General features: G+C 47.4%; 22 protein-coding genes and 1 pseudogene. 9 read left to right on the top strand and 14 right to left on the bottom strand.

From position 1 onward, the window contains the following. The first annotated feature begins 287 nt into the window (after positions 1-287). Both aceA and KDK18_RS10555 read left to right on the top strand, forming a co-directional pair. Positions 288-1,559, top strand: coding sequence for an isocitrate lyase (aceA, locus tag KDK18_RS10550; RefSeq protein WP_257254859.1), 1,272 nt, complete (start codon positions 288-290; stop codon positions 1,557-1,559). 181 nt (positions 1,560-1,740) lie between these two features. Then, positions 1,741-2,742 carry a threonine/serine dehydratase gene (locus KDK18_RS10555; RefSeq protein WP_257254860.1) on the top strand — a complete coding sequence of 334 codons (1,002 nt, stop codon included), beginning with the start codon at positions 1,741-1,743 and terminating at the stop codon, positions 2,740-2,742. A 67-nt stretch (positions 2,743-2,809) separates the two neighbouring features. Here KDK18_RS10555 and KDK18_RS14745 read toward each other — a convergent pair whose 3' ends face one another. From KDK18_RS14745 to ppsA, 5 genes are all read right to left on the bottom strand, one after another. Beyond that, positions 2,810-3,037, bottom strand: a complete 228-nt coding sequence (locus KDK18_RS14745; RefSeq protein ID WP_373690654.1) for a hypothetical protein — start codon at positions 3,035-3,037, stop codon at positions 2,810-2,812. Between the two features lie 32 nt (positions 3,038-3,069). Then, positions 3,070-3,438, bottom strand: coding sequence for a LysE family translocator (locus KDK18_RS10560; RefSeq protein ID WP_257254861.1), 369 nt, complete (start codon positions 3,436-3,438; stop codon positions 3,070-3,072). After that, positions 3,438-3,719 carry a hypothetical protein gene (locus KDK18_RS10565; RefSeq protein WP_257254862.1) on the bottom strand — a complete coding sequence of 94 codons (282 nt, stop codon included), beginning with the start codon at positions 3,717-3,719 and terminating at the stop codon, positions 3,438-3,440. The genes KDK18_RS10560 and KDK18_RS10565 overlap by 1 nt, the downstream gene beginning before the upstream one ends. 269 nt (positions 3,720-3,988) lie before the next feature. Further along, positions 3,989-4,471 carry a ribonuclease E activity regulator RraA gene (gene rraA, locus KDK18_RS10570; RefSeq protein WP_257254863.1) on the bottom strand — a complete coding sequence of 161 codons (483 nt, stop codon included), beginning with the start codon at positions 4,469-4,471 and terminating at the stop codon, positions 3,989-3,991. A 142-nt stretch (positions 4,472-4,613) separates the two neighbouring features. Further along, complete coding sequence (ppsA, locus tag KDK18_RS10575) at positions 4,614-6,983, bottom strand: phosphoenolpyruvate synthase (protein WP_257254864.1); 2,370 nt, start codon at positions 6,981-6,983, stop codon at positions 4,614-4,616. A gap of 205 nt (positions 6,984-7,188) precedes the next feature. Here ppsA and KDK18_RS10580 point away from each other — a divergent pair, with 205 nt between their 5' ends. After that, positions 7,189-8,010: a pyruvate, water dikinase regulatory protein gene (locus tag KDK18_RS10580; RefSeq protein WP_257254865.1), complete on the top strand. Its 822-nt coding sequence runs from the start codon at positions 7,189-7,191 to the stop codon at positions 8,008-8,010. 20 nt (positions 8,011-8,030) lie between these two features. On the opposite strand, the gene prpF is transcribed toward KDK18_RS10580, so the two are convergent. From prpF to KDK18_RS10605, 5 genes are all read right to left on the bottom strand, one after another. After that, on the bottom strand, positions 8,031-9,221 hold the full coding sequence (gene prpF, locus KDK18_RS10585; protein ID WP_257254866.1) for a 2-methylaconitate cis-trans isomerase PrpF: 1,191 nt from the start codon (positions 9,219-9,221) through the stop codon (positions 8,031-8,033). Positions 9,222-9,223: 2 nt separating this feature from the next. Beyond that, the gene (gene acnD / locus KDK18_RS10590) at positions 9,224-11,824 is read right to left on the bottom strand and encodes a Fe/S-dependent 2-methylisocitrate dehydratase AcnD (protein ID WP_257254867.1); all 2,601 of its coding nucleotides are present in this window, start codon (positions 11,822-11,824) and stop codon (positions 9,224-9,226) included. An 18-nt stretch (positions 11,825-11,842) separates the two neighbouring features. After that, positions 11,843-12,973: a 2-methylcitrate synthase gene (prpC, locus tag KDK18_RS10595; RefSeq protein WP_373690661.1), complete on the bottom strand. Its 1,131-nt coding sequence runs from the start codon at positions 12,971-12,973 to the stop codon at positions 11,843-11,845. A gap of 50 nt (positions 12,974-13,023) precedes the next feature. Continuing rightward, positions 13,024-13,863 carry an oxaloacetate decarboxylase gene (locus KDK18_RS10600; protein ID WP_257254869.1) on the bottom strand — a complete coding sequence of 280 codons (840 nt, stop codon included), beginning with the start codon at positions 13,861-13,863 and terminating at the stop codon, positions 13,024-13,026. 63 nt (positions 13,864-13,926) lie between these two features. Further along, positions 13,927-14,616: a GntR family transcriptional regulator gene (locus KDK18_RS10605; RefSeq protein ID WP_257254870.1), complete on the bottom strand. Its 690-nt coding sequence runs from the start codon at positions 14,614-14,616 to the stop codon at positions 13,927-13,929. 263 nt (positions 14,617-14,879) lie between these two features. Here KDK18_RS10605 and pabB point away from each other — a divergent pair, with 263 nt between their 5' ends. Both pabB and KDK18_RS10615 read left to right on the top strand, forming a co-directional pair. After that, positions 14,880-16,271, top strand: coding sequence for an aminodeoxychorismate synthase component I (gene pabB, locus KDK18_RS10610; protein WP_257254871.1), 1,392 nt, complete (start codon positions 14,880-14,882; stop codon positions 16,269-16,271). Between the two features lie 72 nt (positions 16,272-16,343). Then, positions 16,344-16,625, top strand: a complete 282-nt coding sequence (locus tag KDK18_RS10615) for a hypothetical protein (protein WP_257254872.1) — start codon at positions 16,344-16,346, stop codon at positions 16,623-16,625. Positions 16,626-16,654: 29 nt separating this feature from the next. Here the strand turns inward: KDK18_RS10615 and cysB are convergent, their stop codons facing one another. Then, positions 16,655-17,629, bottom strand: a complete 975-nt coding sequence (gene cysB, locus KDK18_RS10620) for an HTH-type transcriptional regulator CysB (RefSeq protein ID WP_257254873.1) — start codon at positions 17,627-17,629, stop codon at positions 16,655-16,657. Positions 17,630-17,827: 198 nt separating this feature from the next. Between cysB and KDK18_RS10625 the strand changes: the two genes are divergently transcribed. Both KDK18_RS10625 and KDK18_RS10630 read left to right on the top strand, forming a co-directional pair. Beyond that, positions 17,828-18,598: a sulfite exporter TauE/SafE family protein gene (locus KDK18_RS10625; RefSeq protein WP_257254874.1), complete on the top strand. Its 771-nt coding sequence runs from the start codon at positions 17,828-17,830 to the stop codon at positions 18,596-18,598. Between the two features lie 197 nt (positions 18,599-18,795). Further along, positions 18,796-19,872 (top strand): 3-deoxy-7-phosphoheptulonate synthase, encoded by a 1,077-nt coding sequence (locus KDK18_RS10630; RefSeq protein WP_257254875.1) that lies wholly within the window; start codon positions 18,796-18,798, stop codon positions 19,870-19,872. A 43-nt stretch (positions 19,873-19,915) separates the two neighbouring features. Here the strand turns inward: KDK18_RS10630 and KDK18_RS10635 are convergent, their stop codons facing one another. The 3 genes from KDK18_RS10635 to nfuA form a co-directional block, all read right to left on the bottom strand. Then, positions 19,916-20,308: a hypothetical protein gene (locus KDK18_RS10635; protein ID WP_257254876.1), complete on the bottom strand. Its 393-nt coding sequence runs from the start codon at positions 20,306-20,308 to the stop codon at positions 19,916-19,918. A 159-nt stretch (positions 20,309-20,467) separates the two neighbouring features. Continuing rightward, a complete protein-coding gene (gene greB / locus KDK18_RS10640) occupies positions 20,468-20,953 on the bottom strand; it encodes a transcription elongation factor GreB (RefSeq protein ID WP_257254877.1) in 486 nt (161 codons plus the stop codon). 316 nt (positions 20,954-21,269) lie between these two features. Continuing rightward, positions 21,270-21,851 carry a Fe-S biogenesis protein NfuA gene (gene nfuA, locus KDK18_RS10645; protein WP_257254880.1) on the bottom strand — a complete coding sequence of 194 codons (582 nt, stop codon included), beginning with the start codon at positions 21,849-21,851 and terminating at the stop codon, positions 21,270-21,272. A 325-nt stretch (positions 21,852-22,176) separates the two neighbouring features. Between nfuA and KDK18_RS10650 the strand changes: the two genes are divergently transcribed. Further along, entirely contained in the window at positions 22,177-23,376 is a 1,200-nt protein-coding gene (locus KDK18_RS10650; RefSeq protein ID WP_257254878.1) for a multidrug effflux MFS transporter, read from the top strand. A 255-nt stretch (positions 23,377-23,631) separates the two neighbouring features. After that, positions 23,632-24,195: pseudogene (locus tag KDK18_RS10655) on the top strand (homocysteine S-methyltransferase family protein); the annotation flags it as partial. Positions 24,196-24,245: the final 50 nt, after the last annotated feature.

The following is a 24,245-nucleotide window of genomic DNA, read 5'->3' on the forward strand; positions in this document are numbered from 1 at the left end:
TCTAAAAACCGCCCTCATTCACTGTTATGAGCGGTGATAACTGCTTTGACGGCCTTCTCAGGACAACCGAACCCAGAAAGGCCGGTTTTATAGCCTTTGAAAGCAACTTTCTGTCTATTGGAAAGCATTCCTTTAGTAAAAGACTCAGCCTTTAAAGAAGGGGTAAAGTGGTATTTTCGATGAGAATATCCACTATAACGATAATAAATTATCAAGTTTGTTATCTTTTGTTATAGATTGAAATTGCCTTGACAAACAACCGTTTGACTTTCAGGAGAGGCGATACAATGTCTACTTATAATCGCGCTGAAGAGATTGCCCGCATCGAAAAGGACTGGTCAGAAAATCCTCGTTGGGCCAACGTAAAACGCACCTACAAAGCTGAGGATGTGGTCCGTCTGCGCGGTTCTATAAAGGTAGAAAATACCTTTGCGCAAATGGGAGCAAACAAGCTCTGGACTTTACTCTACGAAAATAAATCACGCAAGGGTTACGTTAACAGTCTGGGGTCACTGACAGGGGGTCAGGCACTGCAACAGGTTAAGGCGGGACTGGAAGCCGTTTACCTGTCCGGCTGGCAAGTGGCCGCGGACAATAATTCAGCCAGTTCTATGTATCCCGACCAATCTCTCTACCCGGTAGACTCAGTACCGGCGTTAATTGAAAGAATGAACAATAGTTTCATGAGAGCAGACCAGATCCAATGGAAAAACGGCATCGAACCCGGCGATGAAGGCTACACAGATATGTTCGCCCCTATTATTGCCGACGGTGAAGATGGCTTTGGCGGAGTCCGTAACACTTATGAGCTAATGAAAAGCATGATCGAAGCCGGCGCTGCAGGCGTTCACTTTGAGGACCAGCTGGCTTCCGTCAAAAAGTGCGGCCACATGGGTGGCAAAGTGCTTGTCCCTACTCAGGAAGCTGTCGACAAACTGATTTCTGCCCGACTAGCTGCCGATGTTGCCGGAGTGCCCACTCTGCTTATGGCAAGAACCGATGCCAGCACGGCTGATCTGATCACCTCCGACATTGATGACTATGATCGACCTTTCCTGACGGGTGAGAGAACCAAAGAAGGCTTCTATCGCACCCGCAAGGGAATTGAACAGGCAATTGCCCGAGGACTGGCTTACGCACCTTTTGCTGATCTTCTCTGGTACGAGTCGGCGTCACCGGATCTGGATGAGGCCAGAACCTTTGCCCAGGCTATCCGTTCCGAATACCCGGATCAATTGCTGGCCTACAATTGCTCTTCTTCCTTTAACTGGAAAAAGAACATGGACGATAAAACTATTGCCCGCTTCCAGGATGAACTGAGTGAGATGGGCTACAAATTTCAGTTCATCACACTGGCGGGTATTCATAGCATGTGGCACAACATGTTCGATCTGGCCTACCACTATGGTCAGGGGCAGGGCATGAAACATTATGCGGAGATGGTTCAGCAACCAGAGCAGGCGGCATTTGAACGAGGTTACACCTTCTTATGCCCCCAGAAAGAAGTGGGTACAGGTTACTTTGACCATATCACGCACGTGATTCAAAAAGACCGCTAGTCACTCAACCGATTATGGGGAGTTTTTGGATTTCCCACGATGTTTACCAGCTGACAGCAGCTCTTAATCTCTCAAGAGATGAAGAGCTGCTTCTGATCACGCACAATTTTCCAAACCGATAGGAACCCCTTCTTCCTGCATAGTGTCTATCCTGTACAGAGTTGTACAAAATGGAACCCCTATGCCGACCCCCCTGTCTACCCCTGGTTTGAAAACCCTGAAGAAAATCTACCAAAGCCAGCAGAGCTACACTCGAAAGACACCTCTGATTCACTGCGAAGAGCTGGGAGCAAGAGTCCAGGGCAAAGTATTTGTGAAAGCTGAATCTTTGCAAAAAACCGGCGCTTTCAAATTCAGGGGAGCCCTTCACAGACTGCTGCAGCTGACTGAACAGGAGAAATCACGCGGCGTCGTTGCCTACTCTTCCGGCAATTTTGCCAGAGGGCTGGCCGCAGCAGGCGAAATTCTGGGCATTGATGTTCACATTGTTATGCCCGCCGATGCCCCCAAGAACAAAATAGACAGTGCCCTTGCCCACGGCGCCGAAGTCAAACTCTGTGATGAATCTCAACCATCCAGAGAGGAGGCAGCTGCTGCGGAGGCCGTTAAACTCTCCCAACAGCATAACTACTCTCTTCTTCACCCTTTTGATGATGCCACCCTGATACAAGGTCAGTCCGCTGTCGCTATAGAAACTTCCGAACAGCTTGAGCAGCTTGGTGAGACTTGCCACTTTTTGTTATGTCCAACCGGTGGAGGCAGTCTGGTTGCAGGCTCAAGTATGGTCTTTAACACCGTCAACTACCCTGAAACTCAGGTACTGGCTATTGAACCGTCCGGATATGAAGGAATGACCTTGTCGATTGAACAAGGTCGTCGGGCCAGGGCAAATGGCAATCTCGTCAGCTCCTGTGACGCTCTTCAAGCCCTGAGCCCCGGTGAAACAAATCTCTTGATCGTACAGAATTCTGAGGTCGCAGGGCTGGCCGTTGATGAAGCGTTTGTAAATGAAGGCATTAGATTTGCTGCATTTAATATGAAACTTATCCTCGAACCCAGCGGCGCTATCGGACTCGGAGCACTGTTACAGCACTCAGAAAAGTTCAGAGAAAAGACAACCGTGATCATTGCCTCAGGAGGAAACATCGATATTGAAGAGTACGCCAGAATCATTCAACAATGACCCAATCCTGCTGTAAAAATCAGATATCACCTCATTAAAATAAGGCTTTAGAATCTGAAAAAAGCAGCTAAACAATCAATACTGCTGCAATGCCCGCTATTATGTAGAAAGCACCTGTAGATCTATCAAATATAGATTTGCTCTTTTCTGTTCTTAGAATAGGCTTTATGATTATAGCTAGAAGACCGTAGAGTAATTTGCAAACTAAATCTACCAGCATCCAAGTCACAACAACAATTACAATTTGATCCAACAATGGTTTTTCTGATGAAATAAATTGAGGCAAGAAGGCCATGAAAAAGATAATATCTTTTGGATTACTTACCCCTAAAAAAATGATTTTTTAAATAAATTATTAAATTTTGGAGATTCGCCAGACTCAAAATCCGTTGTGCTTTCAGGTATTTTATTAATAGATCCTCTGATAGTCATAAATCCCAGATATACCAAATAAACTGCACCTAAAACCTTCAGCATCATAAATAAATGATCAGAAGCAGTAATTATGACGCCTAACCCAGTTGCGGACACAACTAAATACAAGGATGATGCAGCAGTTCCACCTAAAAAAGAGGGATATGATCTAATAATTCCATAACGCACAGAATTGGAAACCATCAACAAGGATAAAGGACCTGGTATCATAATGACCAGAAAAATTGAAACCAAGTATAAAACCCAAACTTCAAAACCCATTATTTTTCTCCTAAAACTATCAGAGTTTTTGTTAATAAATGCACAGCCTTTTCAACACCTGAATATTTTACATTCTCTTCAGAAACATGACTTGGCTTTTCAAAAAAAGGCAAAAATATCATAGCAATAGGAGTAATAATCCTACCTACTGTCAGCATAAAATCATTATTGCAACTCAGCTCATATGAGCGATTTATTAATATTGATGCTTTATGCATAGCATCTTTACGAAAGCCCAAAGGGACTGCCACTGCATGACCTGCTCTACCGGAAATTGTCAAAGTATAAGGGTCTGCACCCTGAATTGAGGTAACTATTCCAAGAGGTAGGCCTTTGCTGAACAGAACCCTGTTGAATATTTACTTCTCAAGAACCCATTAAATTATCTCTTAACAATTTTACTTATTCCAGCTAACTCATGAGACTTATTTACAACATTAATACCTGAAGAGCCTTTTTTATTAAAAAAGCTCTGCTCTGCTCTTTCATTATCAGGGATAAAACTTCGCTACTCATAAATCTTATGGTGATCTAAAAGCGAAGAAGCTTATCAAATCAACCTTTCCTGAGAGAACAGAATTCCATTATTATCGGCGTAGACATAACCCCCGGGTGCAAAATCAACACCATGAAAAGAGACCACCAGATTACTTTCACCCACCCCCTTTTTATCCGTTTTCATGGGATGACAACCCAGCGCCTGAACGCCCAATGACAAATCGGCAATGATATCGACATCCCTGATGCAGCCATAAATAATAATCCCTGCCCAACCGTTTTCAACGGCTCGCTCTGCCAGCATATCGCCCAGCATGGCTCTGCGCATGGACCCCCCGCCATCAACTACCAGCACCCTGCCCTCTCCTGGCTGACCTACCCACTCACGCACCAGGGAATTATCTTCAAAACATTTCAGGGTCACGACTTGCCCATGAAAAGCATTAACGCCACCAAAGTTTCTGAAACCAGATTCAGCAACGGAAACCTGTTCGGGAAATTCATCACAAAGATCAGGGGTAGTAAACCGGGTCATTCTTCTTTCCTTATTTTTACAGACAGGATCTGATGGCAAAAAGTCTACAGGAATCAGGAGAGTAAAGAAGACAAGGGAATTGAATAGTCAGTATAAACAGAGATGATGAAGCCCGCATTGCGAGCTTCATCTTTGCATCAAACTATTGAGATCCATTATCAGCAAGGTACAACCAGGTTTCCAGCACAGAGTCCGGATTCAGGGATACTGTCTCAATACCCTCCTCCATCAGCCACCTGGCGAAATCAGGGTGGTCACTGGGGCCCTGACCGCAAATACCTATGTACTTACCTTGCTTTCTACAAGCCTGAATAGCCATCGACAATAACTGCTTGATGGCCGGATTACGTTCATCAAAGAGATGGGCAATCAAGCCAGAATCCCGGTCCAGACCCAGAGTTAGCTGAGTCATATCATTGGAACCAATGGAGTAACCATCAAAGTACTGAAGGAAGTCCTCTGCCATCAACGCATTGGAAGGCAGCTCGCACATCATGATGACTCGCAGACCGTTTTCACCTCGTTTCAGACCCAACTTTTCCATGATGGCAGTCACCTGAGCTGCTTCGTTCGGCGTTCTAACAAATGGCACCATCAGCTCAACATTGGCCAGCCCCATTTCATCACGAACCCGCTTCATGGCCCGGCATTCCAGTTCAAAACAATCCTGAAAATCTTCAGAGATATAACGTGACGCTCCCCGGAAGCCCAGCATCGGGTTTTCTTCATGGGGCTCATAGAGATGGCCACCCAACAGATTGAAGTACTCATTGGACTTGAAGTCAGATAAGCGAACAATGACTTTTTCCGGAGCAAAGGCTGCGGCAATGGTAGAGACGCCTTCCACCAGCTTATCAACATAAAAGTCTACCGGACTGCCATAGCCTGAAATGCGCTCCCCCACCTGACGCTTCACATCCGCAGGCAGCCGCTCAAAATTCAGCAGGGCTTTGGGATGCACACCAATCATCTTGTTGATGATGAATTCAAGCCTGGCCAGACCCACTCCCTTATTGGGCAGTCGAGAGAAGCTGAAAGCACGGTCTGGATTTCCCACGTTCATCATCAGCTTAAAAGGCAGTTCCGGCATAACATCCAGATCTCTGACCTTATGTTCAAAGTTCAACAAGCCCTCATAAATAAAACCCGTATCACCTTCTGCACAGGAGACCGTTACCAAAGCACCTTCCCTGAGCCTGTAAGTCGCATCGCCGCAACCCACAACAGCAGGAATGCCCAGCTCACGAGCAATGATAGCCGCATGACAGGTTCTGCCACCCCGATTCGTCACGATGGCAGATGCCCGTTTCATCACCGGCTCCCAATCAGGATCAGTCATGTCAGTAACCAGCACATCGCCTTGCTGAACCTTGTCCATCTCATCAATATCTTCAATCAGACGAACCTTACCCTGACCGATTTTCTGACCAATACTGCGACCTTCAACCAGCAATTCCCCCTTCTCTCTAAGGATGTAACTTTCCAGTTTTCTGCCACTATTCTGGCTTTGCACGGTTTCAGGGCGAGCCTGCACAATATAGAGTTGCTGATCATCACCATCTTTAGCCCACTCGACATCCATTGGGCAGCCGTAATGCGCTTCAATAGCCATGGCCTGACGGCACAATTCGGTGGCGTCCTCATCGCTGATAGAAAACTGCCCTCTGGCATCCAGATCCACATCAACTGTTTCTACCGAACGCCCTGCAGAACCGCCCCGCCCGTATACCATCTTAATCGCCTTGCTGCCCAGGGTACGTCTCAAAACACCAGGGCGTCCGGCTCTGACTGCAGGCTTGTAGACGTAAAATTCATCCGGATTGACGGCACCCTGTACGACCGTCTCCCCCAAACCGTAAGAAGCCGTAATAAATACAGCCTGATCAAAACCAGACTCAGTATCCAGAGTAAAGAGAACCCCGGAAGAACCGGTCTCGCTGCGTACCATTCTCTGAATACCGGCAGACAGCGCCACATTCCTGTGATCAAAGCCCTGATGAACACGGTAAGCAATAGCTCGGTCATTAAAAAGTGAAGCAAACACTTCGCGAACAGCTACCAATACGTTTTCTGCGCCGCGAATATTCAGGAAAGTCTCTTGTTGACCAGCAAAAGAGGCGTCTGGAAGGTCTTCCGCCGTTGCCGAGGAGCGAACCGCCACTGGCAGATCATCATCTCCGGAAAGAGACTGGTAAGCTTTGATAATGGAATCTTCCAGTTCCGGCCTGAAAGGCTCATCCATAATCCAGCGACGTATTTTTGCACCAGCCGTGGTCAGTGCCCTGATATCATTGATATCCAGGTCATCCAGAAGGCTATGAATTCTTTGATACAGTCCATTGCCATCGAGAAAGTCCCGATAAGCCTCTGCCGTTGTTGCAAAACCACCAGGGACTTTTACCCCGACTTTGCTCAAACCACTGATCATCTCGCCCAGAGAGGCGTTCTTCCCGCCTACTTTTTCGACGTCACCCATGCCCAGAGTTTCCAGGCCCACTACAAAATTATTCAAAGCAGCATTCCCCGCTCTTTTCTATCTGCTTATGGCTGTTTCGGCTAGCCAGGTGCGCTTGTATGCTTATGGCCGGCGCTTGGCTTTCTTGTACAAAAGACAACCGTCTGATATACCAAATTCAGTCCAGCCTATCGCTTCCGTGTTTCGGCAGGTACACTATGTTAGATTTTGTTATAAAATGAAATACCTTGAAGGAAAAAAAGTGAAAAGAACGGCAATTTTTGTTTCAGACGGCACCGGAATCACTGCAGAGTCGTTCGGACAGAGCCTCCTCGCGCAATTTGAAGGTCATGAGTTTCAACACGTTACCTTCCCTTATATAGATTCAACTGAAAAAACCATTCAGCTGATTGAGAAGATCCACAGTATTCACAAAGAAGAACAAATTAGACCTGTCGTCTTCATGACAGTACTGAATGAAGACGTTAGTCGCATACTCCACACGAGTGGTGCCTATATAATAGACCTCTTCCAAACTTTTCTACCGGGCCTTGAGCATGAGTTTGGTCAACACCCTCTCTATAGAACAGGCAAGAAACGTTCCACAACTCACAGCCACAGTTACCACCGACGTATAGAAGCCGTTCAATTTGCTCTTGATAATGATGACGGAGCAAAAACAAGAAATTATGACAAAGCGGATATTATTCTGCTGGGAGCATCCAGAAGTGGTAAAACTCCGTCCTGCATTTACCTGGGTCTGCAGTTTGGTATCTTTGCAGCGAACTATCCCATCACAGAAGAAGATCTGGATGAACCACTCAGGCTTCCCAAACCCTTGCAACCACACAGGGACAAACTATTCGGACTGACGATACACCCCGGCCGACTGGCTGGTATTCGTAACGAGAGACGCCCGAACTCACGTTATTCGTCCAGTCAGCAATGTCAGTTTGAAATCCACACGATTGAGCGGATTTATCGCAAGGAGCGTATTCCCTATATCAACAGTACTGATTACTCCGTTGAAGAAATTTCTACTCGTATCATGGATCTTGCTCAACTGAAACGACGACTGAAGTAGTATTTAACGGACTCACGAATTTAAAAAGAATCTCCGGGGATCTTTACCCAGCCTTCCATGAGAACTCGGGCACTGCGACTCATAATGGCTTTTTTCGCCCTCCACTCTCCGTTTTCCAAGACAGGTTCGGCTCCAACACGCAGAATTCCGGAAGGGTGTCCGAAACGAACCCTTTTATGTTCACCGCCACCTGCCGCCAGGTTCACCAGTGTTCCGGGAATAGCAGCAGCAATACCGATGGCTACCGCAGCGGTACCCATCATCGCGTGGTGAAGCTTACCCATAGACAAGGCTCTCACTAACAGATCAATATCATCCATTTTGATCTCTTTACCACTGGATGCGGTATAAGGGGTGGGCTTAGCCACAAAGGCTATCTTGGGAGTGTGCTGACGTTGCGCAGCTTCATCTATATGGTCAATGAGCCCCATCTTAACCGCAGCATGAGCGCGAATAGTTTCAAAACGAGCCAGCGCCTCTTGGTCGCCATTTATGGCCTCCTGCAACTCGGTTCCGGTATAGCCCAACTCCTGCGCATTCAGGAAAACAGTTGGAATACCCGCATTAATCAGCGTCACTTTTAGCCTCGCACACTCCACAACATGAGTAGGAACTTCCAGATCATCGATCAGGTTACCCGTTGGAAACATAGCCCCTTCGTCGTCTGCTGGATCAAGAAACTCCACCTGAACTTCTGCCGCCGGGAAAGTGACACCATCCAGCTCAAAGTCTCCAGTTTCCTGGACCTCTCCGTTAGTGATGGGCACATAAGCAACGATGGTCTTTTTGATGTTGGCCTGCCAGATGCGCACTACAGAAACACCATTTACAGGTACACGAACGGGATCAACCAGACCTTTACTGATTGCAAACGCACCGACAGCAGCGGTCAGGTTGCCACAATTACCACTCCAGTCTACAAAGGGCTTATCAATTGAAACCTGACCAAACAGGTAATCAACATCGTGATCCGGCTGGCTGCTTTTCGACAAAATGACAGTTTTACTGGTGCTTGAAGTAGCCCCCCCCATACCGTCAGTATGCTTCCCGTAGGGGTCAGGGCTACCAATCACACGCAACAACAGGTTGTCCCGGACTTCGCCGGCAACCTGTGCGCGCTCAGGCAGATCTTCCAGACTAAAGAAAACGCCTTTACTGGTGCCGCCTCTAATATAACTAGCGGGCACCTTGATCTGAGGCTCATGCGACATTCTTATTTGCCCTCCAGAAAGTCCTTGGCAAATCGTTGCAGTACACCACCAGCAGCGTATACAGACACTTCTTCTTCCGTATCAAGACGACAAATGACGGGCACTTCCAACCTTTTTCCATTGGCACGGTGAATCAGCAGCGTCAGGTTCGCTAGTGGCCTACGCCTGCCGACTACATCATAGGTTTCAGTACCATCCAGACCCAGAGTCTTTCGGGTGGTGCCATCCTTGAATTCCAGCGGCAGAACCCCCATACCCACCAGATTGGTTCTATGGATACGTTCAAAACCTTCAGCCACGATGACTTCAACACCGGCTAGACGTACACCTTTCGCAGCCCAATCACGGGATGACCCCTGACCATAATCGGCACCTGCAACAATAATCAGTGGCTGCTTGCGGTTCATGTAGGTTTCAATCGCTTCCCACATTCGGGTTTCTTTACCTTCAGGCTCAATACGGGCCAGAGAACCCTGTTTCACTGCTCCCCTGTCATCGAGGCACATTTCGTTCAGCAGTTTAGGGTTGGCAAAAGTCGCTCGCTGTGCGGTTAGATGGTCACCACGATGTGTGGCATAAGAGTTGAAATCCTCTTCAGGCAATCCCATTTTCGAAAGATATTCACCCGCAGCAGAAGTTGCCAGGATGGCATTTGATGGTGACAGGTGATCGGTAGTAATGTTGTCACCCAGGAGAGCCAGAAGGCGCATGCCTTTCAAAGTTCGCTCTCCGGCCAGAGCTCCTTCCCAGTATGGAGGACGCCGTATGTAGGTACTCATTGGACGCCAGTCGTAAAGAGGACTCTTGGCTTCTTCTGTCATACCCAAGTCAAACATGGGGATGTAAACTTCGTTGAACTGCTCAGGTTTCACATACTCAGCAACGATCTCATCGATCTCTTCATCACTTGGCCAAATGTCTTTCAGTGTGACAGCATTACCCTCTTTATCCGTACCGAGTATATCTTTTTCTATATCAAAACGTACGGTACCGGCAATGGCATAAGCGACTACCAGAGGCGGAGAAGCAAGGAAAGCCTGCTTGGCATAAGGGTGAATACGGCCGTCAAAGTTGCGGTTACCGGATAATACTGCTGTAGAATAGAGGTCGCGATCAATCAATTCTTTCTGAATGTCCGGGTCCAGGGCACCACTCATACCGTTACAAGTCGTACAGGCATAACCGACAATCCCAAAACCCAGTTTCTCCAACTCAGGTAATAATCCTGAGGCTTGAAGGTAAAGCCTCGCAACTTTGGAGCCTGGCGCAAAAGAGGATTTAACCCAGGGCTTACGAACCAGACCGAGCTTATTGGCCTTGCGAGCAATAAGGCCTGCAGCCACAACATTTCGAGGATTACTGGTATTGGTACAGCTGGTGATGGCAGCAATAATCACAGCACCATCGGGTAGAAGACCTGCTTTTTCTTGGGTCTGAGCTTTATCCAGATCGACAGCAATGCCACGCTGAGCCAGTTCCGAGGTGGGCAAACGACGATGCGGGCTGGATGGCCCCGCCATGTTTCGAACAACAGTGGACAAATCAAATGTGAGAACACGCTCGTACTCAGCCGTTTTCAGATCATCTGCCCAGAGGCCGCTGACCTTGGCATAATTTTCAACCAGCGCCACCTGCTCCGGCTTGCGCCCAGTCAGCTTCAGATAATCGATGGTTTGTTCATCAATGTAAAACATGCCCGCGGAAGCACCAAATTCCGGTGTCATGTTGGAAATAGTGGCACGGTCACCAATGGTCAGATCTACAGCACCTTCACCAAAGAACTCGAGGTAAGAAGAAACAACACCTTCTTTTCGCAAAAACTCTGTAATGGCCAGAACAATATCGGTTGCTGTCATACCAGGTTGACACTTGCCTACCAGCTCAACACCAATAATCTCTGGAAGACGCATCATGGAAGGACGCCCAAGCATAACCGTTTCAGCTTCCAGCCCACCTACACCCATCGCAATAACACCCAGCGCATCGATATGGGGCGTATGGCTGTCAGTGCCTACACAAGTATCCGGATAAGCGACACCTTCACTGACCTGAATAACCGGAGACATTTTCTCCAGATTAATCTGGTGCATGATACCGTTACCCGCCGGGATAACATCAACATTTTTAAAGGCCGTTTTGGTCCACTCAATAAAGTGAAAACGATCCTCATTACGACGATTTTCAATGGCACGGTTCTTTTCAAAAGCCAGAGGGTCAGAACCACCGGACTCTACAGCCAGTGAGTGATCAACAATCAACTGTGTTGGAACAACTGGATTGACCTCGGAAGGGTCACCCCCCTGCTCAGCAATCGCATCACGCAGGCCAGCCAGATCAACCAGAGCTGTTTGACCGAGAATATCATGACACACGACACGAGCAGGATACCAGGGAAAGTCCTGATCGCGCTTGCGTTCTATGATCTGCTTGAGGGCCTCTGTCAAGATTGCAGGATTACAGCGACGAACGAGCTGCTCAGCCAGAACGCGAGAGGTGTAAGGCAGCCTTGCGTAGGCACCAGTCTGAATGGCTTCGATGGCTGCACGAGTGTCGAAATAGTCCAGTCGGGTGCCCGGTAATGGTTTGCGATATGCACTGTTCATAACATCAGTCCTTCAGTTTTATGGACGATCTTTGATCGCCACCCAGTCAACACTTTCTGGACCGGTGTAGTCCGCAGAAGGACGAATAATACGATTATTAGCACGCTGCTCCATGACGTGTGCAGTCCAACCAGAAACACGTGAACAAACAAAGATCGGTGTAAACAGTTTGGTTGGAATGCCCATGAAGTGATAGGCAGAAGCGTGGAAGAAATCAGCATTACAGAACAATTTCTTCTCACGCCACATGACCGCCTCAACACGTTCGGAAACAGCATACAGGTATTCATCAACTGAATGCTCAGACAGTTTCTTTGACCACTCTTTAATAATATCGTTACGAGGGTCAGACTCACGGTAAATCGCGTGACCGAAGCCCATAATTTTTTCTTTACGAGCCAGCATGGTCATAATGTTCTGCTCCGCTTCATCGGCAGAGCGCCAGTTCTCAATCATTGCCATAGCTGCCTCGTTTGCACCGCCATGTAAAGGTCCACGCAGTGAGCCGATTGCAGCGGTTACACAGCTGTGAACATCAGAGAGAGTGGAAGCACAAACACGGCCGGTGAAGGTAGAAGCATTAAATTCATGCTCAGCATAAAGGATCAGGGAGGCATGCATTACCTCTACATGCAGAGGTTTCGGCTTCCTGTTATGCAAGGTCCACAGAAACTGCTCAGCAATGGAGTCTGCTTCAGTATCAACATTAATTCGAATGCCGTTGTGACTGAAGTTGAACCAGTAATTAATCATGCCCGGGAAGAGGGCCAGCATACGGTCGATGTGATCCAGCTGTTCGGAGAAATCCTGCTCAGTTTCCAGATTACCCAGCATTGAACAACCGGTGCGCATAACGTCCATTGGGTGTGCACCGGCAGGAATCTCTTCCAAAACGACCTTCAGGGCATCGGGCAGTGAACGCATACTTTTCAGACGGTTTTTGTAAGCATCAAGCTCGGTCTGATTCGGCAGCTTGCCATAAAGTAACAGATAAGCGACTTCTTCAAACTGTGCTTTATCAGCCAGCTCCTTGATATCATAGCCACGATAAGTCAGACCAGAACCGGTTTTACCAACGGTACACAGTGCGGTTTCACCAGCAGACTGACCACGCAGGCCGGCGCCGCCCGGTTTCTTATTGGAAAGCATCTTTTCTGCCATGATCGTTCTCCGTTTTTCTTATTGAATGAGTGTTACGGTTAAGGATTAAGAAACTCTTGGGTCTTAACCAGACGCTCACGTTCCTGAAACGTCATCATGCCATCGGCAATCGCACCACTGTTGCCATCGCGCTTGATGACTTCAAGCACTTCACGCATCGCGGTCACTGCCGCTCGCTGAAGATCAGACGGAATGATGATGAGCTGATAACCCATTGCCTTCAGAGCTTCTGTAGGTACCAATGGGGTCTTGCCACTGTAAAACATATTGATCAGTTTCGGACCAGTAACCTGTTTGGCAATCTCTTCAATCTGCTTAATAGTCTGGGGCGCTTCAACAAACAACATATCCGCTCCAGCTTCAACATACGCCTTGGCTCGTTCGATCGCATCGCCAAAGCCGGTTACAGCAATAGCATCCGTTCTTGCTATAACAGTGACATTACCGGCGTACCTGGCAGCAACGGACACTTTCTTGCACATCTCCTCAATGGAAACCAGGGATTTGCCATCCAGATGCCCGCAGCGCTTTGGAAACTCCTGATCTTCCAGATGAAAGCCACACACGCCGGCGTTTCTGAACAGTTTTACGGTGCGCTTGACATTAACTTCGTTTCCAAAACCGGTATCCGCATCGGCAATCACAGGAAGTGAAGTGGCTTCACAGATTTGACGAACACGATCGACCACTTCAGTTAACGTCAGCAGACCAATATCAGGCACACCTGTGCTTCTCGCTATAGCACCACCACTTCCGTATAAGGCAGAGAAACCCGCCTCCTCACCCAGGCGGGCAGAGATACCATCGTATACGCCGGGTGCGGTAACAATGCCTTCTTTAGCAATCAGTTGATTGAGCGCGTTGTTTTTATCAGTCATTTGACTTCCTCTTCTTATCCAGAAAAACGTTTCGCCCCCCTGAGGTCAGGGTTACTTCATTTGCTAATGCTGGTGACCGGAGTCGATGCATTGTTCAATTTCTTTTCTGGCCCGGGCAATATGACGGCGCATTAATATTTCGGCCAGTTCACCATCACGCTCTTTCAGAGCCCTGAAGATCATCTGATGCTCAGTCAACGCTTCCTCAGGACGAGCAGGACGACCTGACGTTTTCCGGTACATTTGAATCAGATAATAGAGCTCATCACAGAGCGACCGTATCAGCCTTTGGTTGCAGGAGCCGTTGATCACACGATAATGAAAATCCAGATCGCCTTCTTGATCAATGTATGACTGACCATTCTGCTCATGAATATGGCTGGCGTGTGTTTTCAGCAGAGATTCGAGATCCAGCAGCTGCTGATCAGACATATGGATCGCTGCCAGACGAGCAGCCATTCCCTCAAGCGCCTCCCGAATGGCAAATATTTCTGACAAGTCACTCTGGTTAAGGGTGACTACCGTGGCGCCGACATGAGGCGCACGAACAACAAGACCGGTACCTTCAAGCTTCAAAATAGCCTCACGAAGAGGACCACGCCCGACTCCGTACTTTCTTGAGAGCTCTGGCTCAGAGATCCGGCAGCCCTGACTTAAGCGACCCGAAATAATATCTCCGATCAGCAGGCCCGCAACTTCTTGCGCCTGAGTGCCGACACGAACCGGGTCGTTGTTTCTGAGCGTTTCAGTCATGATAATTGTTTACAATATTCTTTTTTAAAGCCATTTATACATCAGTCAAGCTTTAATATACAGACTATTGTTAACAATCCAGTAATTGGCAAATATTCTTGCCAGAGAAATTGCTTCTAAATCAACTAAAACTGCTTTCTGAGAGCCCGACTCGCCTCTTAAAAGCACTCCTGAACAATAAAACAGCAGAAAAGTCCGTAGCGCCGACAACACTCTGAAGGTAGAATGCGCGTCTGATCTGACCCGGGATTTTCATGCCTTCTATGAAAGAGCTATTCATCGTTGAACTGGAGTACATGAGTGACTCCAGCCCTTATTTCGAGCTTTTTACCGCGCAACCCTGGGCCTGTTATCTTGACAGCTGTTCTCCCTCTTTCACAAAAGAGCAACACAATCGCTATGACATTATCACGGCTGACCCCTGGGCCGTTGTTACTGTTGACGGCAATTACCACACTAAGACCATCAATCGTCTATCCGGCGAAAGTCGGATTCAGAGTGATCAATCCCCGTTCAAGATTCTGAATGATTTACTGGCCACCATGTCAAAAGTGGAGCATCCTGATTTACCCTTCACGGGTGGTGCACTGGGATTCTGGGGTTATGAACTATGTGGCTTGACCGAGCCAGAAAAAATTCAGCCGCGACAGCTGGAAGTGCCTTTAATGAGTGTAGGCCTCTACCACTGGGCCATTATTTCCGATCACCAACAGCAAAAAACCATTTTTTTCAGTCACCCTGATATGCCAGACAATGACCGGAAAAGCATTGTTGCTCGCATTCATAACAAAGCAAAGCCCGAGAGTGCGGCGCCATTCCAACTGCAGGAAAAATTTTCTACCACCATCAATGAAGCAGAGTATGAATCGGCCTTTAAGAAAGTGCAGGACTACATACTTGCCGGTGATACCTATGAAGTCAATTTGACTCAGGAATTCACCAGTCGATATCATGGCGATTGCTGGCAGGCCTACAAATATCTCAGAAAAGTCAGTCCCGCGCCCTATTCTGCTTACCTCTCCCATCTTGATGTTACTGTCCTGAGTCACTCGCCGGAGCGATTTATAAAAGTGACTGATTCCAAGGTAGAAACTCGCCCCATAAAAGGTACAAGACCTCGTGGTAAAACACCTGAAGAAGATCTCGCCCACGCTGAAGAATTACTGGCCAGCGAAAAAGATCGCTCTGAGAACCTGATGATTGTTGACCTTCTGAGAAATGATCTTGGTAAAGTCTGCAAACCCGGAAGCATTAACGTTCCAAGACTGTTTGAACTGGAAAGTTATGCTAATGTCCATCATTTGGTCAGCACAGTGACCGGTGAACTCAGTCAGGAACACAGCATTCTTGAGTTGATGGAATCTGCCTTCCCGGGCGGTTCAGTCACCGGTGCACCTAAAATCAGATCCATGGAAATCATTCGTGAACTTGAAGCTGTTGCCAGGAATGTATACTGCGGAGCAATAGGCTATATCAGCTGCAACGACAGGATGGATACCAGCATTACCATCCGAACTCTGGTTGCCCAGAATCAAAAACTTCACTGCTGGGGTGGAGGAGCCATTGTTGCAGATTCAGACTGCCATCAAGAGTATCAGGAATCCATAACCAAGGTTAAAAACCTGATGACAGCTCTCGAGACTTTCTGCAGGTAAAGAACTATGGGCGAAGAAAAAACAGCATTTTCGTAATAAAATAAACCGCAAGCCACCTACAGGAGACTCTTGATGAAGATCACCATGGTCAAAAAAATAATGGCAGATGGCAGCCCCTGCAAAAAATGCAGCGAAGTTTTGGAGCGGCTCGAAAGCTCCGGCCACTTTGGGAAAATTGACCAGGTACTGATCGCCAAAGAAGGTGATGCTTCAAGCGAAGGGGCTCGTCTGGCCGAATTCTACAAAGTGAACAAGGCCCCCTTCTTTGTGGTCGAGGAAGAAGGTCAGGAACCGAAAATTTACACAGTTTACTTCAAGCTGGTCAAGGAAGTACTGAACCGGCAAGCTGCGTGATGCAGCTGCCGCTTCAAAGGATAGAAAAGTCAGTGATCGGGGAGCTGAATACCAGAAAACAACTCATCCACTTCTACTTTGTTATGTCTTGAAATCGCTTCCTGCACGACTTCTTTAGACAAATGTGGTGCAAAGTGCTGAATGAAGTCGTACATAAATCCGCGCAAGAAGGTCCCTCTTCTGAAACCAATCTTAGTGACACTGGGCTCAAACAGATGGTCTGCATTCAGAGGAACCAGATCAGAATCCAGTTCCGGATCGTAAGCCATCTTCGCAACAATACCCACACCCAGCTTCAATCTTACATAGGTTTTGATGACATCAGCATCGGTTGCGGTGAATACAACTCTGGGTGACAAACCTTCATTCATAAAAGCTTCGTCCAGTTTGGAACGGCCAGTAAAGCCAAAGACGTAAGTCACCAGGGGATACCGGGCAACATCCTGCAGTGTCAACTCAGATATTTGTGCCAGCGGATGATCCTTCGGAACGAGCACACAGCGATTCCAGCGATAGCAGGGCATCATGACCAGATCGTTAAAAAGTTCGAGCGCTTCTGTTGCAATGGCAAAATCAACCACGCCGTCTGCAGCCATCTCAGCAATCTGGATGGGCGCTCCCTGATGCATGTGCAGGGACACATCTGGATACTGAGAAATAAATTTGTTGATGATATCAGGCAGTGCATAGCGAGCCTGGGTATGCGTCGTTGCAATAGACAGGGAACCTTTACGCTCATCACTGAACTCTTGTGCCACCTGTTTGATGCTTTCGACTTTTCTGAGAATCTCACCTGCAGTCTCTATAATTTTTTCACCAGCCGGGGTGATTCGGGTCAGATGCTTGCCGCTGCGGGCAAACACCTCTACGCCGAGTTCATCCTCCAGCAGGCGGATCTGTTTGCTGATACCGGGTTGCGAGGTATATAGACTCTGCGCTGTGGCGGATACATTGAGATCATGGTGAGCGACCTCCCAGATATAGCGCAGTTGTTGCAGCTTCATTGATGGCCTCCGGTCGAGCTAACGTCTACCCATAGTGTGAAAAAAATATGAGTACTCTTAGTTCATAGCGGCATAAGAGAATATCATTTAATTACTTCCAAGAATACAAGCCGGTCGCTACAGTTACCAGCGAATCATGCAGCTTTAATCATGATTTCAAACATCGCCTGAGCTACTTATAACTTTAGACCATATTTGATGGACACATTGCTCTACATTTCAGCGGGTGCCAGCGTGGGTTTTGCCGTTGGCTTAACCGGCATAGGAGGCGGGTCTCTGATGACTCCACTGCTCCTTTTATTCGGATTTCCGACCCACATAGCAATAGGAACGGACCTGTTGTATGCCGCCCTGACCAAAGTCAGCGGCGTCTGGGTTCATCACCAACAAAAAAGTGTTAACTGGCAACTCGTAAAGCTCCTGTGCCTGGGAAGTATTCCAGCCACTTTGGCTACAGTATTCCTGTTGAAATATCTTTTCACCGGAAGCGATCATTATAGCCCGATACTTACTACCTGCCTTGGCTTTATGCTCACTTTGACAGCGCTGGTGCTTATATTTAGCAACAAACTCAGCAAATTGCAGTTTTACAACCGCAAAATCCTGTCCGGAAACAGGCTGAAATACTTTACAGTGTTAATGGGGATGGTGCTTGGCGTATTGGTCACTCTGTCATCTGTTGGAGCCGGGGCACTTGGCACAGCGATTCTCTTACTGATATACCCCACACTGGTTCCTGTGCGAGTAGTCGGCACTGAACTGGCCCACGCAGTACCACTGACCCTTGTCGCTGGTCTCGGTCATACACTCTTGGGCAATGTGGACTTTAACCTCCTGGGAAGCCTGATGATCGGCTCTGTACCGGCCATTTATTTTGGTACTAAAATTGGCAAGTACCTGCCAGAAAAAGTCATGCGCATGATTCTTGCTATTATTCTGCTGGTACTGGGTATTCACTATCTGATATGAGCCAACAAGATTCTACAATAATTGCAACGACTTAAAATTAAGCAAAATTATTATTCATGGGGTTGTAGCAACCATGGTTCTTGATTAGAGTGGACGACCGTCGCTGATCCCTGCAAGTCCGACTTATCCTTACCCGGGCAGGCAATCTCAGGCGCAAACCCGTGAGGGAGCAACAATCAAAATTGAGAGCGCAATCAATGGCCATATTACCAATTGAAAACCTGAACATTGAATCTCAGGACTTACTGGTCACTCCAGAGCAGCTGAAAAGTGAAATTCCCTTGAGCGAAGCTGCTGAGCGTACCGTTTCCGAAGGCCGTGAAGTTATCCGCAACATTCTCGATGGCAAGGATCATCGTCTGTTTGTAGTGGTAGGTCCCTGCTCTATCCACGATGTTGAAGCTGCCATGGATTATGCCGGGCGTCTGAAGAAACTGGCAGACGAGCTAAGCGATACTCTCTATCTGGTCATGCGCGTCTATTTTGAAAAGCCACGAACCACTATTGGCTGGAAAGGCCTGATTAACGACCCACACCTCAATGATTCCTTCAAGATTGAAGAAGGCCTGCACATTGGCCGTCGCCTGCTGATGGATGTCGCTGAGCTGGGTATGCCTTCTGCCACCGAAGCCCTGGACCCTATTTCCCCTCAATATTTGCAGGATCTGGTGTCCTGGTCTGCCATTGGCGCTCGTACCACTGAATCTCAGACTCATCGTGAAATGGCCAGTGGCCTGTCTTCAGCTGTGGGTTTCAAAAACGGTACAGACGGTGGTCTGGAAGTAGCGATTAACGCTCTGAACTCCGTAGCTAACCCTCATCGTTTTCTGGGCATTGATGGCAATGGTCAGGTAGCTGTTACCCGTACCAAGGGGAACAAGTATGGTCATATCGTTCTCCGTGGTGGTAACGGCAAGCCCAACTATGACTCTGTCAGCGTAACCCTGTGCGAGCAGGAACTTGAGAATGCCGACATTATGCCAAACATTATGGTAGATTGTTCTCATGCTAACTCTAACAAAGATCCAGCGCTTCAGCCTCTGGTTATGGAAAACGTCACCAACCAGCTTATCGAAGGCAACAAGTCTGTTGTAGGGCTAATGATTGAGAGTAACATTGGCTGGGGTGCCCAGAAGGTGCCTGCAAATCTGGAAGATCTGGAATACGGTGTATCCATCACTGATGCTTGCATTGACTGGGAAACGACGGAGAAAACCCTGCGTGATATGAGAGAAAAGCTGAAAAACGTGCTTCCTGCGAGAATTGCAGAATAATAAACAGTCTGACATGGTCAGGTTATGACTGTGTCAGAAACCTTTAAAATAAATCAAATTGATACCCTTGCGTCACCTCGTCAGTCTCAGATTCTCCACTCTCTACTTTCAAAACAGATAACAGATCCATCTGCGACTCTGGCGCTTCCATACCCACTTCACCGAGAAAGCCGGAAGAAACCTTCCGGCTTTTTGGCATATTACTGATTCTTCTATCTAAAATAGCAGCACATATGGGGCATATTTCCGATAGCAGTTGATTGGTTAACACTTCGTAACGATACGCACCGTGTAATACTTCTGTACACAGTGTCCGGTCAGAGCGAGACTCAATATCAAGATTGGCTTCTACCAAATGCATATACTGGGAGCCACAGGGTTTGATAATCTGAGCAACGAAAAAATTTGACAGTATGGCTTGTTTGTACCGCTTCACAGGTCTTTTATCTACTGGAAAAGCCAGAAACACCAAGAAAAAATGGCGTATTATGTTATACGTTTATGGCCGACCGTTATACACCCAAAAACCATCTTAGGTAAAAATACGGCAACAGGTTTTTCACCCTGATTACAAGGTCAGGAGCCGACAAAGCCATCAAAGTGAATGGAAAGGTTCATATTGTATCTTATTGATATACCAGACTTTATTTCCTTCCGGCGTCCTGACCATAACCTCATCATCAACCTGCCTGCCGATTAAAGCCCTTGCCATTGGCGAGTCCACGGTTATGTGCCCACGCTTGACGTCAATTTCATCAGACCCCACAATCCGGCAATGAAGAATCTCTCCTTCCTCATTTTCAAGCTCTATCCAGGCACCAAAAAAGGCTTTACCTTCCTGTTCCGGTGAATAATGCACTACTTTTACAATGTCGAGCCGCTTGGTGAGAAAGCGAATTCTTCGATCAATTTCTCTCAACAGCCTTTTACCTTCCTTATACTCAGCATTCTCACTTCGGTCACCTAATGCCGCTGCTTCAGAAACCGCCTGAGTTACTTTAGGTCTCTTATCCCGCCAGAGGTAATGCAATTCTTTTTTAAGCTTTTCTTTGCCAGCCTGAGTAATAAGATTCGATTTCATTGAATACCAATCCGTAAATTTCCAGCGAAAATAATGAGTTAATTGAACAACTTAAGCAAAAAAAAGTCATATCCTCAGTGATAAATCCGAGCTAATTAACAACTAATCATTCGTTTTTATTCAATCTCAAAATTTGAAATGAGTTTTGCAAACAATAACCAAAAAGCCAAATATGATTGTATAATATAAATAAATACCAGATGATACGACTTAGACCTTCGCTCATATCCAGTGCACAAAAAAACCGGCTTACGGGCTAATACACTCTTTCTGAAACAGAGTAATATCAGCCTATAAACCGGCCTTGAAGATAATATTACTTGAAGTAGGCATTCTCGGTAATGCTGTGATCTGTCACATCCCTGACACCTTTAAGCTCAGGAATTCGCTCAATCAAAGTTTTTTCTACACCATCTTTCAACGTTAAATCGACTGCGCTGCATCCTTGGCAACCACCACCAAACTGCAAGACAGCGACACCTTCATCAATCTCAACCAGGGAAACCACACCACCATGTGAAGCCAACCCCGGATTGATTTCGGTCTGCAGGAAATAATTGATCTTCTCGTCCAGCGGGCTATCTTCGCTGACTTGAGGCAGCTTGGCATTCGGTGCCTTGATGGTCAATTGGCCACCCAGCTTGTCTTCGGAAAAATCAACAACGGCGTCTTCCAGGTACTGCTCACTTTTTCCTTCCACACGGCAGTTAAAGTATTCCAGCTCAAGAATCAGATCCCCTTCCTTCTCCTCACCCGGCTTACAGTAGGCAAGGCAGGTTTCCGCGTAAGGAGTACCAGGCTGGGTAACGAACAGGCGCACACCAATACCCTCGACATTCTGTTTCTCCAACAGCGTGACCAGGTACTTTTGTGCTGCTTCCGTGAATGTAATATTCAACTCAAGAACCCTCTTGTCATTCTGCCGATATTCTATGCCATTAGGCGCTATGTTGAAATCCCCAGCAGGCCAGTCAGGTATTAAAGACATGTACTTGAACTTCGGAGGGTTATACCCCATTGCGGTCGATGCCTGCCTGATACTTCGCGAGTCCTCAGCCAGATGTGGAATTGTACCATTGCTACCCTTTTCACAAGCCTGTACCCTTTGCGCTCTTTTTCTGAGGTACAGGCGGATTTTGCCCTGTAACAGAGATCAATTGACTCCTGTGAGCCTGTCAAACTTATCCCTTCAAGCATAAATTTCAGTGGAACGAGTCGCAGCCATGAGCGCATTAGATACAGAAAAACACTCCAATGCTGTCTTGGTGATACTGACACTGTTTGCCGTAGTTGGTCCGGTCTCTATCGATATATTCTCACCATCGCTGCCGGCTATTACAGAGTACTTTGGCAGTAACAGTGCAACGGCCCAATGGAGTGTCGGTATCTTTATGCTGGGTTTTTCGCTATCCATGCTGATAGTAGGTCCACTGGCTGATCGCCTGGGTCGAAAAAGAACCTTGATGCTAGGTTATACCCTTTACTTGTTTGCCACTGCCGTCACTTTGCAGACCAACAACATTGCTCTGTTCATAGCCGCACGCTTTGTTCAGGCCCTGTTTGGTTGTTTTGGCACTGCCGTTGCCCGAATCCTGGCCAGAGATTACTTCCAAGACCAAATGGAAGTACGGATGCTGTCCTACATCAGCGCCTGCCTGACCATAGCCCCTCTGCTGGCTCCCGTCGCGGGTGGATTTATTCAAGAATATGCAGGCTGGAGGTGCAACTTTCTGGCCATGGGTGCAATGGCCGTTATGGCGATGTTCAGCCTGCTGCTTATCCCTGAAAAACATCAAGCCTCCGAGCGTTCTGGCTACCCTATTCTTTCAGACTACAAAGAGGTATTAACTGACTGGCGTTATCTGCGGTTCACAATCGCAACTGGCACGGCATTCTCTGGCGCTTTTGTATTTGTCGCCGGTGGGCCTTTTGTCATGATCAGCCAATTAGGTCTGGCTCCAAAATTTTATGGATTTCTTTTTTCGTTGGCCATTGCAGGCTTCCTTTTTAGCGCATCATTTGGCCCTAAATTGAATGACCGGTTAGGGCGTGAAAAAAGTACTCGACTGGCCTGGATCACTCTGGCTGCAGGCGCAAACGTTTCCTTTGCCACTGCCTGGTGGAGTCATGGCAGTTCTATACTGGGTTACATGGTAGGCATCATTGTCTTTGAGCTGGGTCTGGGTCTCTTTATGCCTCTATGTCAGGCCAGAGCCATCGAGCGCATGAGTAAACATACAGGCACCGCCGCTGGCCTGATTTTCTTCATAGAAATGTTGCTGGCTACAGTGGTCAGTGGACTGATGAGTTCACTGCCTGAGATGGGAACACTGACGCTTGCCAGCGTAACGATGATAGCCACCCTGGTTGCAGGATTTTGTCTTCGCAAAAATACCCGTGAAAATATTCAGGCTTCAGTATAAGCAGCCTGACTTTCAAAACAACAAAAGAAGCTCCAGTCTCTTTTTGCAAATCCACCGAGATTGCTTAAGTCTACTCTTATGTGCCACTCTCTTATTTTTCCAGTAGATATGTGCAATTTGAAGTAGACACTCCAAGGCGTATTTCTGATACCATCGCTCTCCTGACAATACCTTCAAGCAGTCATGAATCGTCAAACTAAAAGCCTGACAACCTGTTTCATGGCTATAGAGAGAACTGGCCCGGAATCTGTACCCATGCCTAACAGTCAAGAAAGAGCACACTTTCCAAGAGCAAACCTTCTTAAAAAGCAATTGGAGAAACGGATTCTGGTGCTCGACGGTGCCATGGGCACCATGATTCAAGGCTACAAACTGGATGAGGAAGACTACCGTGGTGAACGGTTTGCTGATCACGACTGCGACCTCAAAGGCAATAATGACCTTCTCTCTCTGACACGTCCTGAGATCATCAAGGAGATATACCAGTCTTATCTGGATGCCGGTGCGGACATTCTGGAAACCAATACCTTTAACGCCACAACCATTGCCATGGCTGACTACGAGATGGAACATCTGGTACCGGAGATCAACCGGGAATCAGCTCGTTTAGCCAGAGAGGTCGCCGATGCAGCGACCACTCAGAACCCTGATAAGCCACGTTTCGTAGCTGGGGTGCTGGGCCCAACAAACAGAACAGCTTCCATCTCACCTGACGTCAACAATCCAGGCTATCGCAACACCAGCTTTGAAGCACTGGCTGTTGCCTACAAGGAAGCAGCTCTTGCCCTGATTGAGGGCGGCTCCGATATCCTCCTGATTTCACCATGATGCTGTTATAGTCATCACCTTTATCTTCATAGGTTTTGGCC

This window comes from Endozoicomonas sp. SESOKO3 (assembly GCF_024606255.1).